Annotated in this window: 28 protein-coding genes; all 28 read right to left on the reverse strand. The window is 68.7% G+C overall.

From position 1 onward, the window contains the following. Window positions 1–2: 2 nt before the first annotated feature. The 28 genes from rpmD to B5D60_RS05035 all read right to left on the reverse strand — a co-directional run bounded on the left by rpmD (window position 3) and on the right by B5D60_RS05035 (window position 19,559). Window positions 3–185 (reverse strand): 50S ribosomal protein L30, encoded by a 183-nt coding sequence (gene rpmD, locus B5D60_RS04900; RefSeq protein WP_078699112.1) that lies wholly within the window; start codon window positions 183–185, stop codon window positions 3–5. Beyond that, window positions 185–781, reverse strand: a complete 597-nt coding sequence (rpsE, locus tag B5D60_RS04905; RefSeq protein ID WP_078699113.1) for a 30S ribosomal protein S5 — start codon at window positions 779–781, stop codon at window positions 185–187. Before rpsE ends, rpmD begins: the two co-directional genes overlap by 1 nt. A 31-nt stretch (window positions 782–812) precedes the next feature. Continuing rightward, on the reverse strand, window positions 813–1,196 hold the full coding sequence (gene rplR / locus B5D60_RS04910) for a 50S ribosomal protein L18 (RefSeq protein WP_078699114.1): 384 nt from the start codon (window positions 1,194–1,196) through the stop codon (window positions 813–815). Between the two features lie 3 nt (window positions 1,197–1,199). Next, window positions 1,200–1,742 (reverse strand): 50S ribosomal protein L6, encoded by a 543-nt coding sequence (gene rplF, locus B5D60_RS04915; protein ID WP_078699115.1) that lies wholly within the window; start codon window positions 1,740–1,742, stop codon window positions 1,200–1,202. A gap of 16 nt (window positions 1,743–1,758) precedes the next feature. Continuing rightward, window positions 1,759–2,166 (reverse strand): 30S ribosomal protein S8, encoded by a 408-nt coding sequence (gene rpsH / locus B5D60_RS04920; protein ID WP_078699116.1) that lies wholly within the window; start codon window positions 2,164–2,166, stop codon window positions 1,759–1,761. Between the two features lie 87 nt (window positions 2,167–2,253). Beyond that, a complete protein-coding gene (locus B5D60_RS04925; RefSeq protein ID WP_078699117.1) occupies window positions 2,254–2,439 on the reverse strand; it encodes a type Z 30S ribosomal protein S14 in 186 nt (61 codons plus the stop codon). 1 nt (window position 2,440) lies between these two features. Beyond that, on the reverse strand, window positions 2,441–2,998 hold the full coding sequence (gene rplE, locus B5D60_RS04930) for a 50S ribosomal protein L5 (RefSeq protein ID WP_078699118.1): 558 nt from the start codon (window positions 2,996–2,998) through the stop codon (window positions 2,441–2,443). Between the two features lies 1 nt (window position 2,999). Beyond that, the gene (gene rplX / locus B5D60_RS04935) at window positions 3,000–3,311 is read right to left on the reverse strand and encodes a 50S ribosomal protein L24 (protein ID WP_078699119.1); all 312 of its coding nucleotides are present in this window, start codon (window positions 3,309–3,311) and stop codon (window positions 3,000–3,002) included. A 1-nt stretch (window position 3,312) separates the two neighbouring features. After that, window positions 3,313–3,681: a 50S ribosomal protein L14 gene (rplN, locus tag B5D60_RS04940; protein ID WP_078699120.1), complete on the reverse strand. Its 369-nt coding sequence runs from the start codon at window positions 3,679–3,681 to the stop codon at window positions 3,313–3,315. A 7-nt stretch (window positions 3,682–3,688) separates the two neighbouring features. Then, window positions 3,689–3,970: a 30S ribosomal protein S17 gene (gene rpsQ, locus B5D60_RS04945; protein ID WP_078699121.1), complete on the reverse strand. Its 282-nt coding sequence runs from the start codon at window positions 3,968–3,970 to the stop codon at window positions 3,689–3,691. After that, the gene (gene rpmC / locus B5D60_RS04950) at window positions 3,967–4,185 is read right to left on the reverse strand and encodes a 50S ribosomal protein L29 (protein ID WP_078699122.1); all 219 of its coding nucleotides are present in this window, start codon (window positions 4,183–4,185) and stop codon (window positions 3,967–3,969) included. The genes rpsQ and rpmC overlap by 4 nt, the downstream gene beginning before the upstream one ends. Then, entirely contained in the window at window positions 4,185–4,604 is a 420-nt protein-coding gene (gene rplP / locus B5D60_RS04955) for a 50S ribosomal protein L16 (protein WP_078699123.1), read from the reverse strand. The genes rpmC and rplP overlap by 1 nt, the downstream gene beginning before the upstream one ends. Then, window positions 4,604–5,413, reverse strand: coding sequence for a 30S ribosomal protein S3 (gene rpsC, locus B5D60_RS04960; RefSeq protein WP_078699124.1), 810 nt, complete (start codon window positions 5,411–5,413; stop codon window positions 4,604–4,606). Before rpsC ends, rplP begins: the two co-directional genes overlap by 1 nt. A 1-nt stretch (window position 5,414) precedes the next feature. After that, on the reverse strand, window positions 5,415–5,831 hold the full coding sequence (rplV, locus tag B5D60_RS04965) for a 50S ribosomal protein L22 (protein ID WP_078699125.1): 417 nt from the start codon (window positions 5,829–5,831) through the stop codon (window positions 5,415–5,417). Next, window positions 5,828–6,109, reverse strand: coding sequence for a 30S ribosomal protein S19 (gene rpsS / locus B5D60_RS04970; protein WP_078699126.1), 282 nt, complete (start codon window positions 6,107–6,109; stop codon window positions 5,828–5,830). Before rpsS ends, rplV begins: the two co-directional genes overlap by 4 nt. Before the next feature lie 20 nt (window positions 6,110–6,129). Beyond that, window positions 6,130–6,957 (reverse strand): 50S ribosomal protein L2, encoded by an 828-nt coding sequence (gene rplB / locus B5D60_RS04975; RefSeq protein ID WP_078699127.1) that lies wholly within the window; start codon window positions 6,955–6,957, stop codon window positions 6,130–6,132. A gap of 15 nt (window positions 6,958–6,972) precedes the next feature. Continuing rightward, complete coding sequence (rplW, locus tag B5D60_RS04980) at window positions 6,973–7,275, reverse strand: 50S ribosomal protein L23 (protein ID WP_078699128.1); 303 nt, start codon at window positions 7,273–7,275, stop codon at window positions 6,973–6,975. After that, window positions 7,275–8,258 carry a 50S ribosomal protein L4, sunset domain variant gene (gene rplD / locus B5D60_RS04985; RefSeq protein ID WP_078699129.1) on the reverse strand — a complete coding sequence of 328 codons (984 nt, stop codon included), beginning with the start codon at window positions 8,256–8,258 and terminating at the stop codon, window positions 7,275–7,277. The genes rplW and rplD overlap by 1 nt, the downstream gene beginning before the upstream one ends. A gap of 5 nt (window positions 8,259–8,263) precedes the next feature. Further along, the gene (gene rplC, locus B5D60_RS04990; RefSeq protein WP_078699130.1) at window positions 8,264–8,917 is read right to left on the reverse strand and encodes a 50S ribosomal protein L3; all 654 of its coding nucleotides are present in this window, start codon (window positions 8,915–8,917) and stop codon (window positions 8,264–8,266) included. Between the two features lie 16 nt (window positions 8,918–8,933). Further along, complete coding sequence (rpsJ, locus tag B5D60_RS04995; RefSeq protein WP_078699131.1) at window positions 8,934–9,242, reverse strand: 30S ribosomal protein S10; 309 nt, start codon at window positions 9,240–9,242, stop codon at window positions 8,934–8,936. A 340-nt stretch (window positions 9,243–9,582) separates the two neighbouring features. Continuing rightward, window positions 9,583–10,491 carry a cation diffusion facilitator family transporter gene (locus B5D60_RS05000; RefSeq protein ID WP_078699132.1) on the reverse strand — a complete coding sequence of 303 codons (909 nt, stop codon included), beginning with the start codon at window positions 10,489–10,491 and terminating at the stop codon, window positions 9,583–9,585. A 104-nt stretch (window positions 10,492–10,595) separates the two neighbouring features. Then, a complete protein-coding gene (tuf, locus tag B5D60_RS05005; RefSeq protein WP_078699133.1) occupies window positions 10,596–11,789 on the reverse strand; it encodes an elongation factor Tu in 1,194 nt (397 codons plus the stop codon). Window positions 11,790–11,892: 103 nt separating this feature from the next. Then, window positions 11,893–14,004, reverse strand: coding sequence for an elongation factor G (fusA, locus tag B5D60_RS05010; protein WP_078699134.1), 2,112 nt, complete (start codon window positions 14,002–14,004; stop codon window positions 11,893–11,895). A gap of 63 nt (window positions 14,005–14,067) precedes the next feature. Next, entirely contained in the window at window positions 14,068–14,538 is a 471-nt protein-coding gene (rpsG, locus tag B5D60_RS05015) for a 30S ribosomal protein S7 (protein ID WP_078699135.1), read from the reverse strand. Further along, on the reverse strand, window positions 14,538–14,912 hold the full coding sequence (gene rpsL, locus B5D60_RS05020) for a 30S ribosomal protein S12 (protein WP_019143662.1): 375 nt from the start codon (window positions 14,910–14,912) through the stop codon (window positions 14,538–14,540). Before rpsL ends, rpsG begins: the two co-directional genes overlap by 1 nt. Window positions 14,913–15,143: 231 nt before the next feature. After that, window positions 15,144–15,875, reverse strand: a complete 732-nt coding sequence (locus B5D60_RS05025) for a maleylpyruvate isomerase family mycothiol-dependent enzyme (RefSeq protein ID WP_172806256.1) — start codon at window positions 15,873–15,875, stop codon at window positions 15,144–15,146. Window positions 15,876–15,978: 103 nt separating this feature from the next. After that, on the reverse strand, window positions 15,979–18,813 hold the full coding sequence (locus B5D60_RS05030; RefSeq protein ID WP_078699137.1) for an FAD-binding and (Fe-S)-binding domain-containing protein: 2,835 nt from the start codon (window positions 18,811–18,813) through the stop codon (window positions 15,979–15,981). Beyond that, window positions 18,810–19,559, reverse strand: coding sequence for a GntR family transcriptional regulator (locus B5D60_RS05035; RefSeq protein ID WP_172806257.1), 750 nt, complete (start codon window positions 19,557–19,559; stop codon window positions 18,810–18,812). Before B5D60_RS05035 ends, B5D60_RS05030 begins: the two co-directional genes overlap by 4 nt. Window positions 19,560–19,565 lie beyond the last annotated feature (6 nt).

Consider the following 19,565-nt stretch of genomic DNA (forward strand, 5'->3'; position numbering starts at 1 on the left):
GATCAGTCCACCTCCTTAAAGGTGACGAGGTGCGGAATGGTGTTGACCATGCCGCGGATTTCGGGACGGTCCTCGACGACCTTGACGTCGCCGATGCGCTTGAGCCCGAGCGAACGCAGCGTGTTGCGCTGGTTCTGCTCGCGACCGATGCCCGATCGGACCTGGGTGACTTCGAGCTTGCCCATCAGACGGTCACCTCCGCGGTCTCTCCGTGCTTCAGCTTGCCGGCCTTGATCAGGGCGGCGGGAGCGACCTCCTCGACCGTCAGGCCGCGGCGCGTGGCCACGTCCTGCGGAGACTCCAGCGAGCGCAGCGCCTCGACCGTCGCGTGGACGATGTTGATCGCGTTCGAGGAGCCGAGCGACTTGCTCAGGACGTCGTGGATGCCAGCGGCCTCCAGCACGGCGCGAACCGGGCCACCGGCGATGACGCCGGTACCGGGCGACGCCGGGCGCAGGAAGACGACACCGGCCGCCTTCTCACCCTGCACCGGGTGCGGGATGGTGCCCTGGATGCGGGGGACGCGGAAGAAGGACTTCTTCGCCTCCTCGACACCCTTGGCGATGGCCGTGGGAACTTCCTTGGCCTTGCCGTAGCCGACACCGACCTGGCCGTCGCCGTCACCGACGATGACCAGCGCGGTGAAGCTGAAGCGCCGGCCGCCCTTGACGACCTTGGCCACACGGTTGATCGTGACGACCTTCTCGATGTAGTTGGACTTCTCGGCGTTGCGGTCGCCGCGGCCTCCGCGACGCTCGCCACCCTGTCGGCGCGTGCTCATGCGGCACTCCCCTTGTTCGTCGTGATGGTCATCAGAACTCCAGTCCGCCCTCGCGGGCGCCGTCGGCCAGCGCAGCAACGCGACCGGCGTACTTGTTGCCCGCGCGGTCGAAGACCACCGAGCCGACACCGGCGGCCTTGGCGCGATCGGCGAGCAGCTCGCCGACCTTCTTGGCCTTGGCCGTCTTGTCGCCCTCGAACGTGCGCAGGTCCGCCTCCATGGTGGAAGCCGACGCGAGCGTGTGTCCCTCGAGGTCGTTGACGACCTGCGCGACGATGTGCTTGCTCGAGCGGGTGACGACCAGGCGAGGACGCTCGGCCGAACCCTGGATCTTCTTGCGGCCACGGATCTGGCGGCGCTGGCGCGACGCGATCCGACCCGCAGTGTGCTTGGCGTGCTTGATCGAGATTGCCATGGCTTACTTACCAGCCTTTCCGGCCTTGCGCAGGATGCGCTCTCCCGCGTAACGCACGCCCTTGCCCTTGTACGGCTCCGGCTTGCGGATCTTGCGGATGTTGGCGGCGACCTCGCCCACGACCTGCTTGTCGATGCCCGAGACGGTCAGCTTGGTCGGACCCTCGACGGTGAACGTGATGCCCTCGGGCGCCGTGAACGGCACCGGGTGGCTGAAGCCGAGGTTCAGCTCGATCTCCGACGGGCCCTTGGGGAGCACGCGGTAACCGACGCCGACGATCTCGAGCTTCTTCTCGTAGCCCTCGGTGACACCGATGACCATGTTGTTGACCAGCGTGCGGGACAGGCCGTGAAGGGCCTTGCTGCGACGCTCGTCGTTGGGACGCTCGACCGCCAGTGCGCCGTCATCGTCCTTGCGGACGGTGATGGGCTCCGCGACGGTGTGCGAGAGCTGGCCCTTGGGACCCTTGACAGTGACGGTCTGGCCGTCGATGTTGACGTCGACTCCGGAGGGGACGGCGACGGGGAGCTTGCCGATGCGCGACATGTTCAGTCCTCTCTCGTCACCAGACGTAGGCGAGGACTTCCCCACCCACTCCGTTGTTGTTGGCCTGACGGTCGGTCTGCAGACCCTGGCTCGTGGAGATGATCGCCACGCCCAGGCCGCCGAGGACCTTCGGAAGGTTGTTGGACTTGGCGTAGACGCGCAGTCCGGGCTTGCTGATGCGGCGGATGCCGGCGATCGAGCGCTCGCGGTGCGGGCCGTACTTGAGGGTGATCGTCAGCGACTTGCCGACCTCGCCCTCGGTCGGCTCGGCCACGGCGTAGCCGGTGATGTAGCCCTCCTGCTTGAGGATGGCGGCGACGCCCTCCTTGAGCTTGGAGTGCGGCATCGTGACGGCGTCGTGGTACGCCTGGTTGCCGTTGCGGACACGCGTGAGCATGTCCGCGATCGGATCGGTCATCGTCATTTCAGTGTGTTCCGTTTCTCGCTGCGGTTTCCGTCTCGTCCGGCCGTGGGCCGTGGGAGGGGACCTGCTGCGGTGTGAAGTGGTTTCTTACCAGGAGCTCTTGGTCACGCCGGGCAGCTCGCCCCGGTGCGCCATCTCCCGCAGGCAGATGCGGCACAGGCCGAACTTGCGGTAGACGGAGCGGGGACGGCCGCAGCGCTGGCAGCGCGTGTAGCCACGGACGCCGAACTTCGGCGTACGGGACTGCTTGACCTTCAGACCGGTCTTCGCCATGTCAGTTCTCCTTGTACGGGAAGCCGAGCAGCTTGAGCAGAGCGCGGCCCTCTTCGTCGTTGGCGGCCGTGGTGACGACCGTGATGTCCATGCCCCGGCTGCGATCGATCTTGTCCTGGTCGATCTCGTGGAACATGACCTGCTCGGTCAGGCCGAACGTGTAGTTGCCCCGGCCGTCGAACTGCTTGGGCGACAGTCCGCGGAAGTCGCGGATGCGCGGCAGCGCGAGGGTCAGCAGGCGATCGAGGAACTCCCACATGCGGTCGCCGCGCAGCGTGACGTGCGCGCCGATCGGCATGCCCTCACGCAGCTTGAACTGCGCGATGGACTTGCGGGCCTTGGTGACCTGGGGCTTCTGGCCGGTGATGGCCGTGAGGTCCTTGATGGCACCCTCGATGAGCTTGCCGTCGCGGGCAGCCTCACCGACGCCCATGTTGACGACGATCTTGGTCAGGCCGGGGACCTGCATGACGTTGTCGTAGTCGAACTGCTCCCGCAGCGCGGCCACGATCTCCTCGCGGTACTTCGCCTTCAGGCGAGGCGCGGTGGTGGTTGCCATCTCAGATCTCCTTTCCGGTCTTGCGGCTGATGCGCGTCTTCTTGCCGTCGACGACGCCCGAGCCGATCTTGGTGGTGGTCTTGGCGCCGTCGGCGTCGACCACGAGCATGACGTTCGAGACGTGGATCGGGGCCTCGGCGGTGATGATGCCGCCCTCGGTCCCGGTCTGGCCCGCGCGCGTGTGCTTCTGGACGCGGTTCACACCCTCGACGACGACGCGGTCGTTCTCCAGGACACCGATGATCTTGCCCTCGACGCCCTTGTCCTTGCCGGCGATGACCTTGACCTGGTCACCCTTGCGAATTCCAGCCATCTCAGAGCACCTCCGGAGCGAGCGAGATGATGCGCATGAACTTCTTGTCACGCAGCTCGCGGCCCACGGGGCCGAAGATGCGGGTTCCACGCGGATCGCCGTCGGTCTTGAGGATCACGGCAGCGTTCTCGTCGAACTTGATGTACGAACCGTCCGGACGGCGGCGCTCCTTCGTGGTGCGCACGATGACCGCCTTGACGACATCGCCCTTCTTGACGTTGCCTCCGGGGATCGCGTCCTTGACGGTGGCGACGATCGTGTCGCCGATACCGGCGTAGCGACGACCGGAGCCACCGAGAACGCGGATGCAGAGGATCTCCTTGGCACCCGTGTTGTCGGCGACCTTGAGTCGCGACTCCTGCTGAATCATCTGTCTCTCACTTCGCCTTCTCGAGGATCTCCACGACCCGCCAACGCTTGGTGGCCGAGAGCGGACGCGTCTCCGACAGGAGCACACGGTCGCCGATGCCGGCCGCGTTGGCCTCGTCGTGGGCCTTCAGCTTGATGTTGCGGCGCAGCACCTTGCCGTACAGCGGGTGCTTGAAGCGCTCCTCGATGCTGACGACGACGGTCTTGTCCATCTTGTCGCTGACGACCAGACCCTCACGGATCTTGCGCGAGGAACGTTCGTTGCTCACTTCAGTGTCCTTCGTGCTCATGCCTGAACCTCCTCGATGATGCCGAGCTCGCGCTCACGGATGACCGTGTAGATGCGCGCGATGTCCTTGCGCACCGTGCGCAGACGCGCGGTGTTGTCGAGCTGACCGGTGGCGTTCTGGAAGCGCAGGTTGAACAGCTCCTCCTTGGCCTCCTTCAGCTTCGCGGCCAGGTCATCGGCAGTGAGGTCGCGGAGCTCTGCGGTGTTGCTTGCCATCACAGGTCTCCTGTCTCGCGGGTGATGAAGCGTGCCTTCATGGGCAGCTTGTGGATCGCGCGGCGCATCGCCTCACGGGCGACCTCTTCGGTGACACCGGAGAGCTCGAACATGACACGGCCGGGCTTGACGTTCGCCACCCACCACTCGGGCGAGCCCTTGCCGGAGCCCATGCGGGTCTCGGCGGGCTTCTTGGTCAGCGGACGGTCCGGGTAGATGTTGATCCAGACCTTGCCGCCACGCTTGATGTGACGGGTCATGGCGATACGAGCGGACTCGATCTGTCGGTTGGTCACGTAGTGACCCTCGACCGCCTGGATGCCGAACTCGCCGAAGGCCAGCTCGGTGCCACCCTTGGCAACGCCACGCCGCTTGGGGTGGTGCTGCTTGCGGTACTTGACGCGACGAGGCATCAACATCAGGACTCAACTCCTTCGGTGGCCGCCGGAGCAGCTGCGGGAGCCGCCTCGGTGGCGGCCGGAGCAGCGGCGGGAGCGGCGTCACGAGCGGGACGACGGGCGCCGCCACGCTCACCACGGCCGGGACGACGGCTGCCCGGAGCAGCCGCGCGACGGGCCGCCTCGGCCTCGCGCTCGGCCCGGGTACCGGCGACCTCACCCTTGTAGATCCAGACCTTCACGCCGATGCGGCCGAAGGTCGTCTTGGCCTCGTAGAAGCCGTAGTCGACGTCGGCGCGCAGCGTGTGCAGCGGGACGCGACCCTCGCGGTAGAACTCCGAGCGGCTCATCTCGGCGCCGCCGAGACGACCCGAGCACTGGATCCGGATGCCCTTGGCGCCCGAACGCATCGTGGTCTGCATCGCCTTGCGCATGGCACGACGGAACTGCACACGACCGGACAGCTGCTCGGCCACGCCCTGCGCGACGAGCTGGGCGTCCATCTCGGGCTGCTTGACCTCGAGGATGTTCAGCTGGACCTGCTTGCCGGTCAGCTTCTCCAGGTCGCCGCGGATGCGGTCGGCCTCGGCGCCACGGCGACCGATCACGATGCCCGGACGCGCGGTGTGGATGTCCACACGGACGCGGTCACGGGTGCGCTCGATCTCGACGCGGCTGATGCCGGCGCGATCCATGCCCTTGGTGAGCAGGCGGCGGATCTTGACGTCCTCGCCGACGTAGCTGGAGTACAGCTTGTCGGCGTACCAGCGGCTCTTGTGATCCGTGGAGATGCCCAGGCGGAAACCGTGCGGGTTGATCTTCTGACCCATGTCAGTTGCCACCCTTCTTCTCGTCGGTTGCGGGTTCGACGACCACCGTCAGGTGGCTCGTGCGCTTGAGGATGCGGTTCGCCGCACCCTTGGCGCGCGGGCGCCAGCGCTTCATCGTCGGGCCCTCGTCGACCAGCACGGTGGTGATGACCAGGGTCGAACGATCCAGTCCTTCGGTGGTCTCGGCGTTCGAGGCAGCCGAGTCGACCAGCTTGTAGAAGTTCTCGGCCACGGCCTGCGGCTGGAACTTCAGCATGGTCAGGGCGTCCTCGACGCGCGATCCACGGATCAGGTCGGCGACACGGCGCGACTTCTGCGCGGTGACGCGGACGTACCGCGACACGGCGAAGGAGCCGGGTCGGTCACCGAGCAGGCGCGCGCGGCGCTCGCTCACGTTGTCACGGGTGGTGGCACTCATCGGCGCTTCGCCTTCCGGTCGTCCTTCTCGTGGCCCTTGAACGTGCGGGTGGGAGCGAACTCACCCAGCTTGTGGCCGACCATCGAGTCGGTGATGAACACGGGAACGTGCTTGCGGCCGTCGTGCACGGCGATCGTGTGTCCGATGAAGGACGGCAGAATCATCGAGCGACGGGACCAGGTCTTGATCACGTTGTGGGTCTCGGCCGCGTTCTGAGCGTCCACCTTCTTCTCGAGGTGGCCGTCAACGAAGGGACCCTTCTTCAAACTACGAGGCATCTTTTTCTCCAGGTCCTCTCTCAGCGACCGCTCTTGCGGCGGCGGACGATCATCTGGTCGCTGGCCTTGCGCTTGCGCGTACGGCCCTCGGGCTTGCCCCACGGGCTGACCGGGTGACGGCCACCGGAGGTCTTGCCCTCACCGCCACCGTGCGGGTGGTCGATCGGGTTCATGGCGACACCGCGGACGGTCGGGCGCTTGCCCTTCCAGCGGTTGCGGCCGGCCTTGCCCCAGTTGATGTTCGACTGCTCCGAGTTGCCGACCTCACCGATGGAGGCGCGGCAGCGGACGTCGACGTAGCGCATCTCGCCGGAGGGCAGGCGCAGCTGCGCCTTCGAGCCCTCCTTGGCGACGAGCTGCACCTTGGCACCGGCGGAGCGGCCCATCTTGGCGCCGCCACCGGGACGGAGCTCGATCGCGTGGATCGTGGTGCCGACCGGGATGTTGCGCAGCGGCAGGTTGTTGCCGGGCTTGATGTCGGCGCCGGTACCGGCCTCGACCGTCATGCCCTGCTTCAGGCCCTCGGGCGCGATGATGTAGCGCTTCTCGCCGTCGGCGTAGTGCAGCAGCGCGATGCGGGCGGTGCGGTTGGGGTCGTACTCGATGTGAGCGACCTTGGCCGGCACGCCGTCCTTGTCATAGCGCTTGAAGTCGATGACGCGGTAGGCGCGCTTGTGGCCACCACCCTGGTGACGGGTGGTGATCCGGCCCTGGTTGTTGCGGCCGCCCTTCTTGGGCAGCGGCTCGACCAGCGACTTCTCGGGCGTCGTACGCGTGATCTCGGCGAAGTCCGCCACGCTCGAGCCGCGACGGCCCGGCGTGGTGGGCTTGTACTTGCGAATAGCCATGTGTCAGTCAGTCCTTCAGCTCGGGCTCGAGAAGATGTCGATGCTCTGGCCCGCGGCCACGCTGACGACGGCGCGCTTGGTGTCCTTGCGCTTGCCTTCGCCGTTGCGGGTGCGACGGGTCTTGCCCTTGCGGTTGATCGTGTTCACACCGGTGACCTTGACCCCGAAGATCTCCTCGACGGCGATCTTGATCTGGGTCTTGTTGGCGTCCGGGTGGACCAGGAACGTGTACTTGTTGTCGTCGAGCAGGCCGTAGCTCTTCTCGCTGACCACGGGGGCGATCAGGACGTCCCGCGCGAAGGTTCCGTGGTTGGTCATCAGTTCTCCTCCTGGGCCTCAGCGCCACCGGCCGGGACGAATCCCGCGGCCTCGGCGGACTCGACCGAGTCGAACCAGACCTCGGCGACCGTCTGGTCGTACCACTGGCTGTCGGGCACGTGGTACTTCTTCGAGTTCTCGTTGCCCTTGATCTCGTGACCCTTGGGCGCGTTGCCGCTGGCCAGCGGCGCCTTCGAACCCGGGCCGTACGGCTGGGTCTTGGTGGCACCGGACTTCGCGTCGTCCTCGGCGGGAGCCTCGACGACCTCGGCCTTGGCCTCGGTCTTCGGGGCAGCCTTCTTCGGGGCGGCCTTCTTGGCGGGCTTGGCCGCGGGGGCGTCAGCCTCGACGACCGCCTGGCTGAGCTTGACCGTCTCGGCACCCTCGGTCGAGCGCGCCGCCACGAAGGCGTCGAACGCGGCCTTCGTGAAGATCACGTCGTCGGCCAGCAGCACGTCGTACGTGTTGAGCTGGTCGAAGGTGAGCGTGGCGATGAACTCGGCGTTGCGCAGGCTCTTGACCGTCAGCGCGTCATCGCGGTCGACGACCACGAGCACGCGAGCACGGTTGGAGAGGCCACGCACCGCGGCGAGCGCGGTCCGGGTGGACGGCGCGTCACCGGAGACGAGCGAGTCGATGACGTGCAGGCGACCGCTGCGGGCCCGGTCGGTGAGGGCGCCACGCAGGGCGGCGGCCTTCATCTTCTTGGGCGTGCGCTGGTCGTACGAGCGCGGCGTGGGGCCGTGCACGACGCCACCACCGGCGTACTGGGGAGCGCGGATCGAGCCCTGACGAGCGCGGCCGGTGCCCTTCTGGCGGTACGGCTTCTTGCCGCCGCCGCGGACCTCAGCGCGCGTCTTGACGCTGTGCGTGCCCTGACGGGCGGCCGCGAGCTGTGCGGTGACGACCTGGTGCATCAGCGGAATGCTGACGCGGGCGTCGAAGATGTCGACGGGCAGGTCGACGTCGATGGTCTTTGCCATGTCGGTCAGGCCCCCTTCGCAGCGGAGCGGATGACGACGAGAGCGCCCTTGGCCCCGGGCACTGCGCCCTTGACCAGGATCAGGCCCCGCTCGGTGTCGACCGCGTGGACGGTGAGGTTCTGGGTGGTCACGGTGTCCGTGCCCATGTGGCCCGCCATGCGCAGGCCCTTGAAGACCCGGCCGGGGGTGGCGCAGCCACCGATGGAGCCGGGCTTGCGGTGGTTGCGGTGCGCGCCGTGCGAGGCGGAGACACCGGCGAAGCCGTGACGCTTCATGACGCCGGCGAAGCCCTTGCCCTTGCTGGTGGCGGTCACGTCGACCTTGTCACCGCCGGCGAAGATCTCCGGGGAGATCTCCTGGCCCAGGGTGTAGTCGGCGACGGCCTCGGTGCGGATCTCCACGACGTGGCGGCGCGGCGTGACGCCGGCCTTCGCGAAGTGGCCGGCCTGCGGCTTGTTCAGCTTGCGGCCGTCGATCTCGCCGTAGCCCAGCTGGATGGCGCTGTAGCCGTCGGTCTCGCGAGTGCGGATCTGGGTGACGATGTTGGTCGAGGCCTCGAGGACGGTGACCGGGATGACCCGGTTGTTCTCGTCCCAGACCTGCGTCATCCCGAGCTTGCGACCGAGGAGGCCGCGCGCGGTGAGTGTGCTGCTGCTCATGGTGTGCGTCCCTCCCTCAGAGCTTGATCTCGATGTCGACGCCGGCCGGCAGGTCGAGTCGCATGAGCGAGTCGACGGTCTTGGGCGTCGGGTCGATGATGTCGATGAGCCGCTTGTGGGTGCGCATCTCGAAGTGCTCGCGGCTGTCCTTGTACTTGTGCGGCGAACGGATGACGCAGTACACGTTCTTCTCCGTCGGCAGCGGCACGGGGCCGGCAACCTTGGCGCCGGTGCGGGTCACGGTGTCGACGATCTTCTTCGCCGAGGAATCGATGACCTCGTGGTCGTAGGCCTTGAGCCGGATACGGATCTTCTGTCCCGCCATGCTCTCGCTCGTCCTTTACGTTCGTCTTCGCCAGCCCCCGGGTTCGGGGTAGGCAGGCCCCCGTCTCCGTTCCCCGAGGTCGGGCGTGTCGCGGCGCTGACGCGCACAAAGGAACACACACTTCTCGAGTTAGGTGGTTGGACCGGCTCCGCCCCGCCGATGCGGTGCGGCTGGCCGGACAACATGGTCTCGGGTTCGGCACCGACGTTGAGCTGGGCGTGAGTTCCCAACCGCAGGCGCCACCGCGAACATGCCGGGGCAACCTGACCATTCTGACAGACTCCGACCGCGTAACACAAATCGGGTCGATGACGCGTGACTATGGGCTGCGACACCGGCCTCAATCGTGTCCGTGGCGCTCCGACTCCAGGTGTCCGGAGGGCTCGAGCTGGAAGGTCGAGTGGGCCACGTCGAAGTGATGGCTCAGGCACGTGCACAGGTGGTCGAGCACGTGGTGCGCGTCGGCCATGTCCACGACCGAGTCGTCGACGACGACGTGCGCGCTCATCACGGGCATCCCGCTGGTGATCGTCCAGACGTGGAGGTCGTGCACGTCGACCACGCCCTGCACGCCGAGGATGTGGCCTCGCACCTCGTCGAGATCGACGTCGCGCGGGCTGGTCTCCAGCAGGACCTCGGCCACGTCGCGCAGCAGCGAGACCGCGCGGGGGATCACCAGGGCCGCGATCACCAACGAGGCGATCGGGTCGGCCTCGTGCCAACCCGTGAGGAGGATGACGACCGCGGACGCGATCACCGCGACGGAGCCGAGGGCGTCGCCGAGCACCTCGAGGTAGGCGCCACGGACGTTCAGGCTCTCCTTCGAGCCGGCCCGCAAGATGACGAGACCGACGATGTTGACCGCCAGTCCGACCACGCCGGCGGCCAGCACCCAGCCGCCCTCGATGCTGGGCGGATCGCCCAGCCGAGCGACGGCGTTCACGGCGATGACGATGCAGATGCCCAGCAGGATCAGCCCGTTGGCGCCGGCGGCGAGGACCTCGGTGCGATGCCAGCCGTAGGTGCTGCGCGGACCGCCCGGCCGCTGGGCCACGGCGATCGCCGCCAGGGCGAGCACGAGACCGAGCGAGTCGCTGAGCATGTGGCCCGCGTCGGCGAGCAGGGCCAGCGACCCGGTCATCAGGCCCACGACGACCTGCACGACCAGGACCCCGAGTGTCAGTCCCAGCACGGTGAGCAGCCGTCCGCGGTGCTGGACCCCGGCGCCGTGCGCGTGATCGTGTCCCACACCGCGAGGGTACGGCAGGCCGCTCCCCCGGCCGGCACCCGGACATGACAGAACCCCCGGGGCCGAAGCCCCGGGGGTTCTCACGCAGTGCGTGTCAGGTCAGATCACTTGCTGATCTTGGTGACACGGCCGGCGCCGACGGTGCGGCCGCCCTCGCGGATGGCGAAGCGCAGGCCCTCCTCCATGGCGATCGGCTGGATCAGCACGACCGACATCTCGGTGTTGTCGCCGGGCATGACCATCTCGGTGCCCTCGGGCAGCGTGACGACGCCGGTGACGTCCGTGGTGCGGAAGTAGAACTGCGGGCGGTAGTTGTTGAAGAACGGCGTGTGACGGCCACCCTCCTCCTTCGACAGGATGTACACCTGGCCGTCGAACTCCGTGTGGGGAGTCGTCGAACCGGGCGCGATCACGACCATGCCGCGCTCGACGTCCTCACGCTTCGTGCCACGCAGCAGCAGGCCGACGTTCTCGCCCGCCTCGCCCGTGTCGAGCAGCTTGCGGAACATCTCGATGCCCGTGACGGTCGTGGTCTGCTTGTCCTCACGGATGCCCACGATGTCGACGGTGTCGTTGACCTTGACGATGCCACGCTCGATACGACCCGTGATGACGGTGCCACGACCGGTGATCGTGAAGACGTCCTCGACCGGCATGAGGAACGGCTTGTCCGTCTCACGCGGGGGCAGCGGGATGTACTCGTCGACCGCGTTCATCAGCTCGAGGATCGACTCACCCCACTTGGCGTCGCCGGTCAGGGCCGGGTGGGCCGCAACCTTGACGACGGGGACGTTGTCGCCGTCGAAGTCCTGCTCGTTGAGCAGCTCACGGACCTCGAGCTCGACGAGCTCGAGGATCTCCTCGTCGTCGACCATGTCGCACTTGTTGAGCGCGACGACCATGGCCGGCACGCCGACCTGGCGGGCGAGCAGCACGTGCTCACGCGTCTGGGGCATGGGGCCGTCGGTGGCGGCGACCACGAGGATCGCGCCGTCCATCTGAGCCGCGCCGGTGATCATGTTCTTGACGTAGTCGGCGTGACCCGGGCAGTCGACGTGCGCGTAGTGACGGTTCTCGGTCTGGTACTCGACGTGCGAGATGGAGATCGTGATGCCGCGCTGGCGCTCCTCGGGAGCCTTGTCGATCTGATCGAAGGCCGAGGCCTCGTTCAGGTCGGGGTACTTGTCGTGCAGCACCTTGGTGATCGCCGCGGTCAGCGTCGTCTTGCCATGGTCGATGTGACCGATGGTGCCGATGTTCATGTGCGGCTTGGTCCGCTCGAACTTCGCCTTAGCCACTGGGGCCCTCCTGGTTTGGTTTCTCTAGATCTTGTTTGACTGAAAAGCCGTGTGGAACGCGTCGGAGCGAACCTGCGGCAACCCTATGCGATGGGGCCGAAGCTCACTCGCCCCGGGCCTTCTTGACGATCTCCTCGGCCACGGCCTTGGGGACCTCGGCGTAGGAGTCGAACTGCATCGAGTACGACGCGCGGCCTGAGGTCTTCGACCGCAGGTCACCCACGTACCCGAACATCTCGGACAACGGCACGAGCGCCTTGATCATCTTGGCGCCACCGTAGCCCTCCTCCATGGACTGAACCTGTCCACGGCGAGAGTTGAGGTCGCCGATCACTTCGCCCATGTAGTCCTCGGGCGTCGTGACCTCGACGGCGAACATCGGCTCGAGGAGAACCGGGTTGGCCTTGCGTGCCGCTTCCTTGAAGGCCATGTTGCCGGCCAGCTTGAAGGCGAGCTCGCTGGAGTCGACGTCGTGGTAGGCGCCGTCCTCGAGGGTGAACTTGACGTCGACCATCGGGTAGCCGGCGAGCACGCCGAACTCCATGGCGGCCTGGCCACCGGCGTCGACCGAGGGGATGTACTCGCGCGGGACGCGGCCACCCGAGACCTCGTTGACGAACTCGTAGCCGCCCTCGCCACCGGCCTCGGGACCGTTGGGCGCAAGGCCGATGACGACCTTGGCGAACTGACCCGAACCACCGGTCTGCTTCTTGTGCGTGTAGCTGTGACCCGTCACGACCTTGCGGATGGTCTCGCGGTAGGCGACCTGCGGCTTGCCGACGTTCGCCTCGACCTTGAACTCCCGCTTCATGCGGTCGACCAGGATGTCCAGGTGGAGCTCGCCCATGCCGGCGATGATCGTCTGGCCCGTCTCCTCGTCCGTGTGGACCTGGAACGTCGGGTCCTCCTCGGCGAGCTTCTGGATCGCGACGCCCAGCTTCTCCTGGTCACTCTTGGTCTTGGGCTCGATCGCGACCTGGATCACCGGGTCCGGGAAGGTCATCGACTCGAGCACGATCGGCTTGGCCGAGTCGGCCAGCGTCTCGCCCGTGGTGGTGTCCTTGAGGCCCATGACGGCCACGATCTGGCCGGCACCGACCGACGCGATCTCCTCACGCTTGTTGGCGTGCATCTGGTAGACCTTGCCGATCCGCTCCTTGCGGCCCTTCGTGACGTTGAGCACCTGGGTGCCCGCCTCGAGGCGACCGGAGTAGACGCGCACGAAGGTCAGCTTGCCCAGGTGCGGGTCCGTGGCGATCTTGAAGGCCAGACCGGAGAACGGCGCGTCGTCGGACGGCGGACGCGTGTCGTTCTTCGACTCGTCCTTCGGATCGAGGCCGACGATGTCACCGACGTCGATCGGGCTGGGCAGGAAGTCGACGACTGCGTCGAGCAGGGGCTGGACGCCCTTGTTCTTGAACGCCGTGCCGCACAGGACCGGGTTGAGCTTCGCGGCGAGGGTGGCGCGACGGATCGCGGCCTTGAGGACCTCGACCGAGATCTCCTCGCCCTCGAGGTACGCCATGGCGATCTCGTCGTCGACGTCGGCCAGCGTCTCGAGAAGGTTCTCGCGACCCTGGGCAGCGGCGTCGGCCAGGTCGGCCGGGATCTCCTCGACCGTGTAGTCCTCGCCGATCGTCGTCTCACCGCGCCACGTCAGGGCACGCATGCCGATGAGGTCGACGACGCCCAGGAAGTCCGACTCGGCACCGATCGGCAGCTGCAGGACGAGCGCGGTCGCGCCGAGGCGCTCGCGGATGGTCTTGACGCAGAAGTCGAACGAGGCGCCCGTGCGGTCGAGCTTGTTGACGAAGCACATGCGCGGCACGCCGTACTTGTCGGCCTGACGCCACACGGTCTCGGACTGGGGCTCGACACCGGCGACGCCGTCGAACACCGCGACCGCACCGTCGAGGACGCGCAGCGAGCGCTCGACCTCGACGGTGAAGTCGACGTGACCGGGGGTGTCGATGATGTTGATCTGGTGGTTCTTCCACCAGCAGGTCGTCGCGGCCGACGTGATCGTGATGCCGCGCTCCTGCTCCTGCTCCATCCAGTCCATCGTGGCGCCACCGTCGTGGACCTCACCGATCTTGTACGTGATGCCGGTGTAGAACAGGATGCGCTCGGTGGTGGTGGTCTTGCCGGCATCGATGTGCGCCATGATGCCGATGTTGCGGACCTTGGTCAGGTCGGTGGTGATGTCGGTTGCCACGTGAGGATCAGCCTTCGCAGAGATGGGGGTGGGTGGGCGAGCGCGGGGTCACCGCGCTCACGGTCACCAGCGGTAGTGGGCGAACGCCTTGTTGGCTTCGGCCATCTTGTGGGTGTCCTCGCGCTTCTTCACGCTGGCACCCAGGCCGTTGCTGGCGTCGAGCAGCTCGTTCTGGAGACGCTCGGCCATGGTCTTCTCGCGACGCTCGGAGCTGTACTTGACGAGCCAGCGCAGCGCGAGGGTGGTCTGACGGCCCGGACGGACGTCGACCGGGACCTGGTAGGTGGCGCCACCGACGCGGCGGCTCTTGACCTCCAGGGCGGGCTTGACGTTGTCGAGCGCGCGCTTGAGGGTGATGACCGGATCGGTGCCGGACTTCTCACGCGTGCCCTCGAGGGCGCTGTAGACGATGCGCTGTGCGACCTGCTTCTTGCCGTCGAACAGCACCTTGTTGATCAGCTGGGTGACCAGCTGACTGCCGTAGACCGGATCGGTCTCGATGGCACGCTTCGGAGCGGGACCCTTGCGAGGCATCAGCTCTTCTCCTTCTTCGCGCCGTAACGGCTGCGAGCCTGCTTGCGGCCCTTGACACCCTGCGTGTCGAGGGAGCCGCGAATGATCTTGTAGCGGACACCCGGGAGGTCCTTCACACGACCACCGCGAACGAGCACGATCGAGTGCTCCTGGAGGTTGTGGCCCTCACCGGGGATGTAGGCGGTCACCTCGGTGCCGCTGGAGAGGCGGACACGAGCGACCTTCCGCAGCGCCGAGTTCGGCTTCTTGGGGGTGGTGGTGTACACACGGGTGCACACGCCGCGCCGCTGGGGCGAACCCTTCAGGGCCGGGGTGTTGGTCTTGACGACCTTGCTCTGGCGGCCCTTGCGGACAAGCTGGTTGATGGTGGGCACTATGCCTCTTCCTGGGAATTCTCCCGTGCAATCGCGGGCGCGCATACCGCCTCGCGGATCTTCCTCGATCTCCACCACGGCGGCATCCGACCACCGTGGTCACGGATCATCGGGCCAGGGGCCCTTGTCCGTTCGAACGTCGCACCGACTCACATCGGGCACGGCTCCCCATACTACCTGAGCCCGCCTCGTCGGGACAAATCGCCTCGGCGCGCCGGCACCGGTCCGGGATCAGGGGACGCGCGGCCCGTCGAACCACGCGACGGCGGCGCCCGACGGGGCGACCGCGGACGCCGGGGCCCTCCCCCACAGGGCGAGGTACAGGTCGGTCGCCGTGCCCACGGCCTCGCCCTCGACATCGACCTCGCGCTGGACGAGCCGCGGCGGCCCCTCGGGGTCGTCGTCGTCCGGGGCGACGATCCAGCTTCGCTCCAGGTCGGTCGCGACGAGACGGATGGGCGCGTGCACGTGGGGCCGCTCCCCACGCTCGGTCATGCGGCGGCCGAAGACGCGGATGACCTCGGCGATCCCGTCGCCGGCCACCTCGGGATCGACGTCCCACGTGAGGTCCGGGCGTCCGCACGCCTGGAGGAGGTCGACGCGGTGGACGCAGGTCTCGTGCAACTGCCGCCGCGGCCAGAACGCGGCGACCTCGTCGATGCGGGCGAAGTTCGGCACCGGCTCGTCGGGGTCCACCGCCTGCAGCGCCGCGATGAGGGCCGTCGCCGTGCCGGCGTACCACTCGTCCAGCGGCTCGCTCGCGCGCGCGGCCGGCTCGTCGGGGATGCGCTGGCCCGACAGCACGATCGCCGCCGCCCACCGGTGGATCGAGCCCAGGTGACGGACGAGGTCGGCCGAGGTCCACCCGGGGCAGGCAGGAACGGGCTCGTCGCCCTCGATGTCCCCGACGAGGGCGGCGACGCCGGCCATCTCGCGGCCGAGCAGGATCAGCGGATCTTCCATGGCGCCCATCCTCCCGCGCCTCACCCCACTTCTGTGACGCGGTTCGGCCCGTCGGGCCCGATCGGACCGAATGGCGTCACAAAAGTTGCTCCCGGGGTGACGGTCAGCGGTCGCCGAGGAGCAGCTGGGCCAGGTGGACGGCCTGCACGTCGGCCAGGTCGTCGAGCTGGGTGCGGCAGCTGAAGCCGTCCGCGACGACGATCGCATCAGGGCCGGCCTCGCGCACGGCGGGGAGCAGCTGCTGCTCGGCCACGGCCACCGAGACCTCGTAGTGCCCCTGCTCGACGCCGAAGTTGCCGGCGAGACCACAGCACCCGCCCACGCGGACCACACTCGCGCCGGTCCGCGACAGCAGGCGCAGGTCGGCCTCGAAGCCCATGACCGACGACTGGTGGCAGTGCGGCTGGACCACGAGGGTGCGCCCGGACAGATCGGGCACCTCGAGCTCCTCGCGGTCGGCGAGCAGCTCGGCCAGGGTGAACACGCCCTTCGCGACCTCGGCCGCGCGCGGGTCGTCGACGAGCTCGACGGCATCGGTGCGCAGCACCGCCAGGCAGGAGGGCTCGAGGCCGACCACCGGGATCCCGGCCTCGACATAGGGATGCAGCTGCTCGACGGCCGCGCCGGCGAGCTCGGCGGCCTGGTCGAGCTGACCGGTGGAGATCCAGGTCAGCCCGCAGCACTGCTGGCGCTCGAGCAGCCGGATCTCATACCCGGCCGACTCGAGCAGGCGCACGGCGGCGCGGCCCGCGTCGGTGGAGAAGTACTCGGTGAAGGAGTCGGCCCACAGCAGCACCGGATCGCCACCGGTGGCACGCTGCTCGCGCGCGATGACCTTAGAGAAGGTGCGGGTCGCGAAGGCGGGCAGGCTGCGGCGCTGGTCGACACCGGCCACCCAGCGTGCGAGGTGCGCGACGCCCGGCGTGCGCAGAGCCAGGTTCGCCAGGCGTGCGACCGGGGCGGTGAGCCGCGCCCACAGCGGCAGCCTGCCCAGGACGTAGTGACTGCGGGGCCGCACCTTGCCCCGGTAGGTCTGGTGCAGCACCTCGGACTTGTAGCTGGCCATGTCGACGCCGGTGGGGCAGTCGCCGAGACACCCCTTGCACGAGAGGCACAGGTCGAGTGCCTCGTGGACCTCCGGGCTGCTCCAGCCGCCGTCGACGAGGCGCCCGTCGATCATCTCCTGCAGCACGCGGGCGCGGCCGCGCGTGGAGTCCTTCTCCTGGCGGGTGGCCTGGAACGAGGGGCACATGACGCCGGCGCCCGGGGCCGCGAGGCACTTGCCCACCCCGGTGCACCGGTGCACCGCGGCACCGAAGTCGCCGTCGTCGTGCAGCAGCTTGAGCCCGCGTCGCGGCTCGGGCAGCCCGGCGGGCCAGCCGGCGCCCATGCCGCGCAGGTCGGCGTCGAGCGGACGGGGACGCACGAGGACGCCGGGGTTCATCAGGTCGTCGGGATCGAAGACCGCCTTGACCTGCTCGAACAGGGAGACGGCCTCCGGTGAGTACATGAGGGGCAGCAGCTCGGACCGGGCGCGGCCGTCCCCGTGCTCGCCGGAGAAGGAGCCGCCGTACGAGGCGGTCAGCGTGGCGGCGTCGGTGAGGAAGGACCGGAACCCCCGCCGGCCGTCAGGCGCGTCGAGCGGGAAGTCGATGCGCACGTGCACGCAGCCGTCGCCGAAGTGGCCGAACAGGGTGCCGTGGAGCCCGTGCTGGTCGAGCAGGGCCTCGAAGCCGCGGAGGTACTCCCCCAGCCGCTCGGGCGGGACGGCGGCGTCCTCCCAGCCGGCGAGCGCCGGGCGGTCCCAGGCACGCGACGCCAGGCCGGCGCCCTCCTCGCGGATCCTCCACAGCACCGACTGCTCGATCGGGGACGTGACGTGACGGTGGCCGAGGGCACCCGAGGCGCGGACGACCCGCTCGGCCCGGGCGCGCAGCTCGGCCGCGTCGTCCCCCGCCAGCTCGACGTAGAGGAAGCCTTCGCCCTCGGGCAGCTCCGGTACGGACGAGACGCCGTTCGCCGCACGGTAGACCTCGACGATGCGACCACCGAGCCCCTCGCACGCGATCGGCTCGAACGGCAGGATCGCCGGGACGTGGTCGGCGGCCTCGGCCATCGAGGGGAAGGACAGCACGACGAGGTGGCGGACCGGGGCGTCGGCGACGAGGTCGACCGTGGCGCCCAGCATCACCGCGAGCGTGCCCTCGGTGCCGGCCATGAAGGAGGCGACGTCGAAGCCCCGCTCGGGCAGCAGGTGCTCGAGGCTGTAACCCGACACCTGGCGGCCGAAGCGGCCGAACTCGGTGCGGACGGTGGAGAGGTTGGCACCCACGAGCGACCGCAGCCGCTCGAGCCGGTCGGACGCCACCGTCACGTCGCGGCCCACCTGGAACCGCTCCCCCGACATCGTCAGCAGGTCGAGGGCGGCCACGTTGTCGGCGCTGCGCCCGTAGCCCAGCGCGCGGTTGCCGCAGGCGTTGTTGCCGATCATCCCGCCGACCGTGCAGCGCGTGTGGGTCGACGGGTCGGGGCCGTAGCGCAGGCCCGCCGGCGCGGCCGCGCGCTGGAGCGTGGCGTGCACGACTCCCGGCTGGACCTGTGCCGTGCGCGTGGCCTCGTCGATCGCGTGGATTCCGGACATGTGGCGCGAGAAGTCGAGCACCACGCCCGTGCCGATCGCGTTGCCGGCGATCGAGGTGCCGGCGCCGCGGGAGGTGAGCGGCGTCCCGGTGGTGCGGCAGGCCTCGACGACGGCGTGGACCTCGTCGATGTCGTGCGGACGGACGACCACGGTGGGCTCGACACGGTAGAGCGAGGCGTCGGAGCTGTAGAGCGCCCGCGCCAGCGACGAGGAGTCGACGTCACGCAGCCCGGCCCGGCCCAGCGCCGACAGGACGTCGCCGGCGGTGTGCGTGCGCTCGAGGGGAGGGGTGGTCATCGGTGTCCTTCGTCCGGGGATTCCGTCAGTAGCATGCTACTGCCTGCCGCCCCGGTGGCCGCGCGGACGTCGGCCGCCCACCCGGGGTCGACGGTCTCCCCCGGCCCTGCGACCTGGCGCATCAGCAACGTCCCCGTGCGCTCCAGGTGCGCCGCCATCCGCGCGGCGGCGGCCTCGGGCTCGCGCGCCGCGACCGCCTCCGCGACGGGCGCGTGCTCGGCGGCCACCTCGTCCAGCGGCCGCGAGCGCCCGAAGGTGGAGACGCCCCGCGCCTGGATCGAGTCGCGCAGGCGGGTGACCTCGGCCTCCAGCCTCGGGTTCCGCACGGCGGACGCCACGAGCGAGTGGAAGTCGCGGTCGACCCGGGTGAAGTCGGCCTGGCGACCGGCCTCGGCGTGAGCGCGGGTCGCGGCCACGTTCGCGGCCAGCTCGTCCAGCAGGACGCGATCGGCGAGGCGAGCCGCAGCGGCGGCGGCCGGCACCTCCAGCAGCAGCCGGAGCTCGAAGACCTCGCGGACGTCGGCCACGGTCACGCCCCGGATGCGCACCCCCCGGTTGCGCTCGATCTCGACCAGCCCCAGGTCGGCCAGCCGCAGCACCGCCTCGCGCACCGGGGTGCGGGACACGTCGAGCTGCTCGGACAGGCGGTAGATGGAGTGCTGCGATCCCGCCGCGAGCTCGCCGCCGACGATCTGCTCGCGCAGCAGCGCGAAGACCCGGTCGGTGGCAGTCGTCCGTGTGCTCACGATCGC

It is taken from the genome of Aeromicrobium choanae (assembly GCF_900167475.1).
Taxonomy (GTDB): Bacteria; Actinomycetota; Actinomycetes; order Propionibacteriales; family Nocardioidaceae; genus Aeromicrobium; species Aeromicrobium choanae.

Excerpts from the sequence above, each read along its gene's own strand:
- rpmD (WP_078699112.1), bottom strand. The coding sequence starts at position 185 with ATGGGCAAGCTCGAAGTCACCCAGGTCCGATCGGGCATCGGTCGCGAG.
- rpsQ (WP_078699121.1), bottom strand. The coding sequence starts at position 3,970 with ATGAGCACGAAGGACACTGAAGTGAGCAACGAACGTTCCTCGCGCAAG.
- rplB (WP_078699127.1), bottom strand. The coding sequence starts at position 6,957 with ATGGCTATTCGCAAGTACAAGCCCACCACGCCGGGCCGTCGCGGCTCG.
- rpsC (WP_078699124.1), bottom strand. The coding sequence starts at position 5,413 with ATGGGTCAGAAGATCAACCCGCACGGTTTCCGCCTGGGCATCTCCACG.
- rplN (WP_078699120.1), bottom strand. The coding sequence starts at position 3,681 with ATGATTCAGCAGGAGTCGCGACTCAAGGTCGCCGACAACACGGGTGCC.
- rpsJ (WP_078699131.1), bottom strand. The coding sequence starts at position 9,242 with ATGGCGGGACAGAAGATCCGTATCCGGCTCAAGGCCTACGACCACGAG.
- rplV (WP_078699125.1), bottom strand. The coding sequence starts at position 5,831 with ATGAGTGCCACCACCCGTGACAACGTGAGCGAGCGCCGCGCGCGCCTG.
- rplF (WP_078699115.1), bottom strand. The coding sequence starts at position 1,742 with ATGTCGCGCATCGGCAAGCTCCCCGTCGCCGTCCCCTCCGGAGTCGAC.
- rplW (WP_078699128.1), bottom strand. The coding sequence starts at position 7,275 with ATGACCAACCACGGAACCTTCGCGCGGGACGTCCTGATCGCCCCCGTG.
- rpsS (WP_078699126.1), bottom strand. The coding sequence starts at position 6,109 with ATGCCTCGTAGTTTGAAGAAGGGTCCCTTCGTTGACGGCCACCTCGAG.
- rplR (WP_078699114.1), bottom strand. The coding sequence starts at position 1,196 with ATGGCAATCTCGATCAAGCACGCCAAGCACACTGCGGGTCGGATCGCG.
- rpsG (WP_078699135.1), bottom strand. The coding sequence starts at position 14,538 with ATGCCTCGCAAGGGTCCCGCTCCGAAGCGTGCCATCGAGACCGATCCG.
- rplP (WP_078699123.1), bottom strand. The coding sequence starts at position 4,604 with ATGTTGATGCCTCGTCGCGTCAAGTACCGCAAGCAGCACCACCCCAAG.
- B5D60_RS05030 (WP_078699137.1), bottom strand. The coding sequence starts at position 18,813 with ATGACCACCCCTCCCCTCGAGCGCACGCACACCGCCGGCGACGTCCTG.
- B5D60_RS05025 (WP_172806256.1), bottom strand. The coding sequence starts at position 15,875 with ATGGAAGATCCGCTGATCCTGCTCGGCCGCGAGATGGCCGGCGTCGCC.
- rplD (WP_078699129.1), bottom strand. The coding sequence starts at position 8,258 with ATGGCAAAGACCATCGACGTCGACCTGCCCGTCGACATCTTCGACGCC.
- rpsH (WP_078699116.1), bottom strand. The coding sequence starts at position 2,166 with ATGACGATGACCGATCCGATCGCGGACATGCTCACGCGTGTCCGCAAC.
- rplX (WP_078699119.1), bottom strand. The coding sequence starts at position 3,311 with ATGGCTGGAATTCGCAAGGGTGACCAGGTCAAGGTCATCGCCGGCAAG.
- B5D60_RS04925 (WP_078699117.1), bottom strand. The coding sequence starts at position 2,439 with ATGGCGAAGACCGGTCTGAAGGTCAAGCAGTCCCGTACGCCGAAGTTC.
- rpsE (WP_078699113.1), bottom strand. The coding sequence starts at position 781 with ATGAGCACGCGCCGACAGGGTGGCGAGCGTCGCGGAGGCCGCGGCGAC.
- rplE (WP_078699118.1), bottom strand. The coding sequence starts at position 2,998 with ATGGCAACCACCACCGCGCCTCGCCTGAAGGCGAAGTACCGCGAGGAG.
- rplC (WP_078699130.1), bottom strand. The coding sequence starts at position 8,917 with ATGAGCAGCAGCACACTCACCGCGCGCGGCCTCCTCGGTCGCAAGCTC.
- rpmC (WP_078699122.1), bottom strand. The coding sequence starts at position 4,185 with ATGGCAAGCAACACCGCAGAGCTCCGCGACCTCACTGCCGATGACCTG.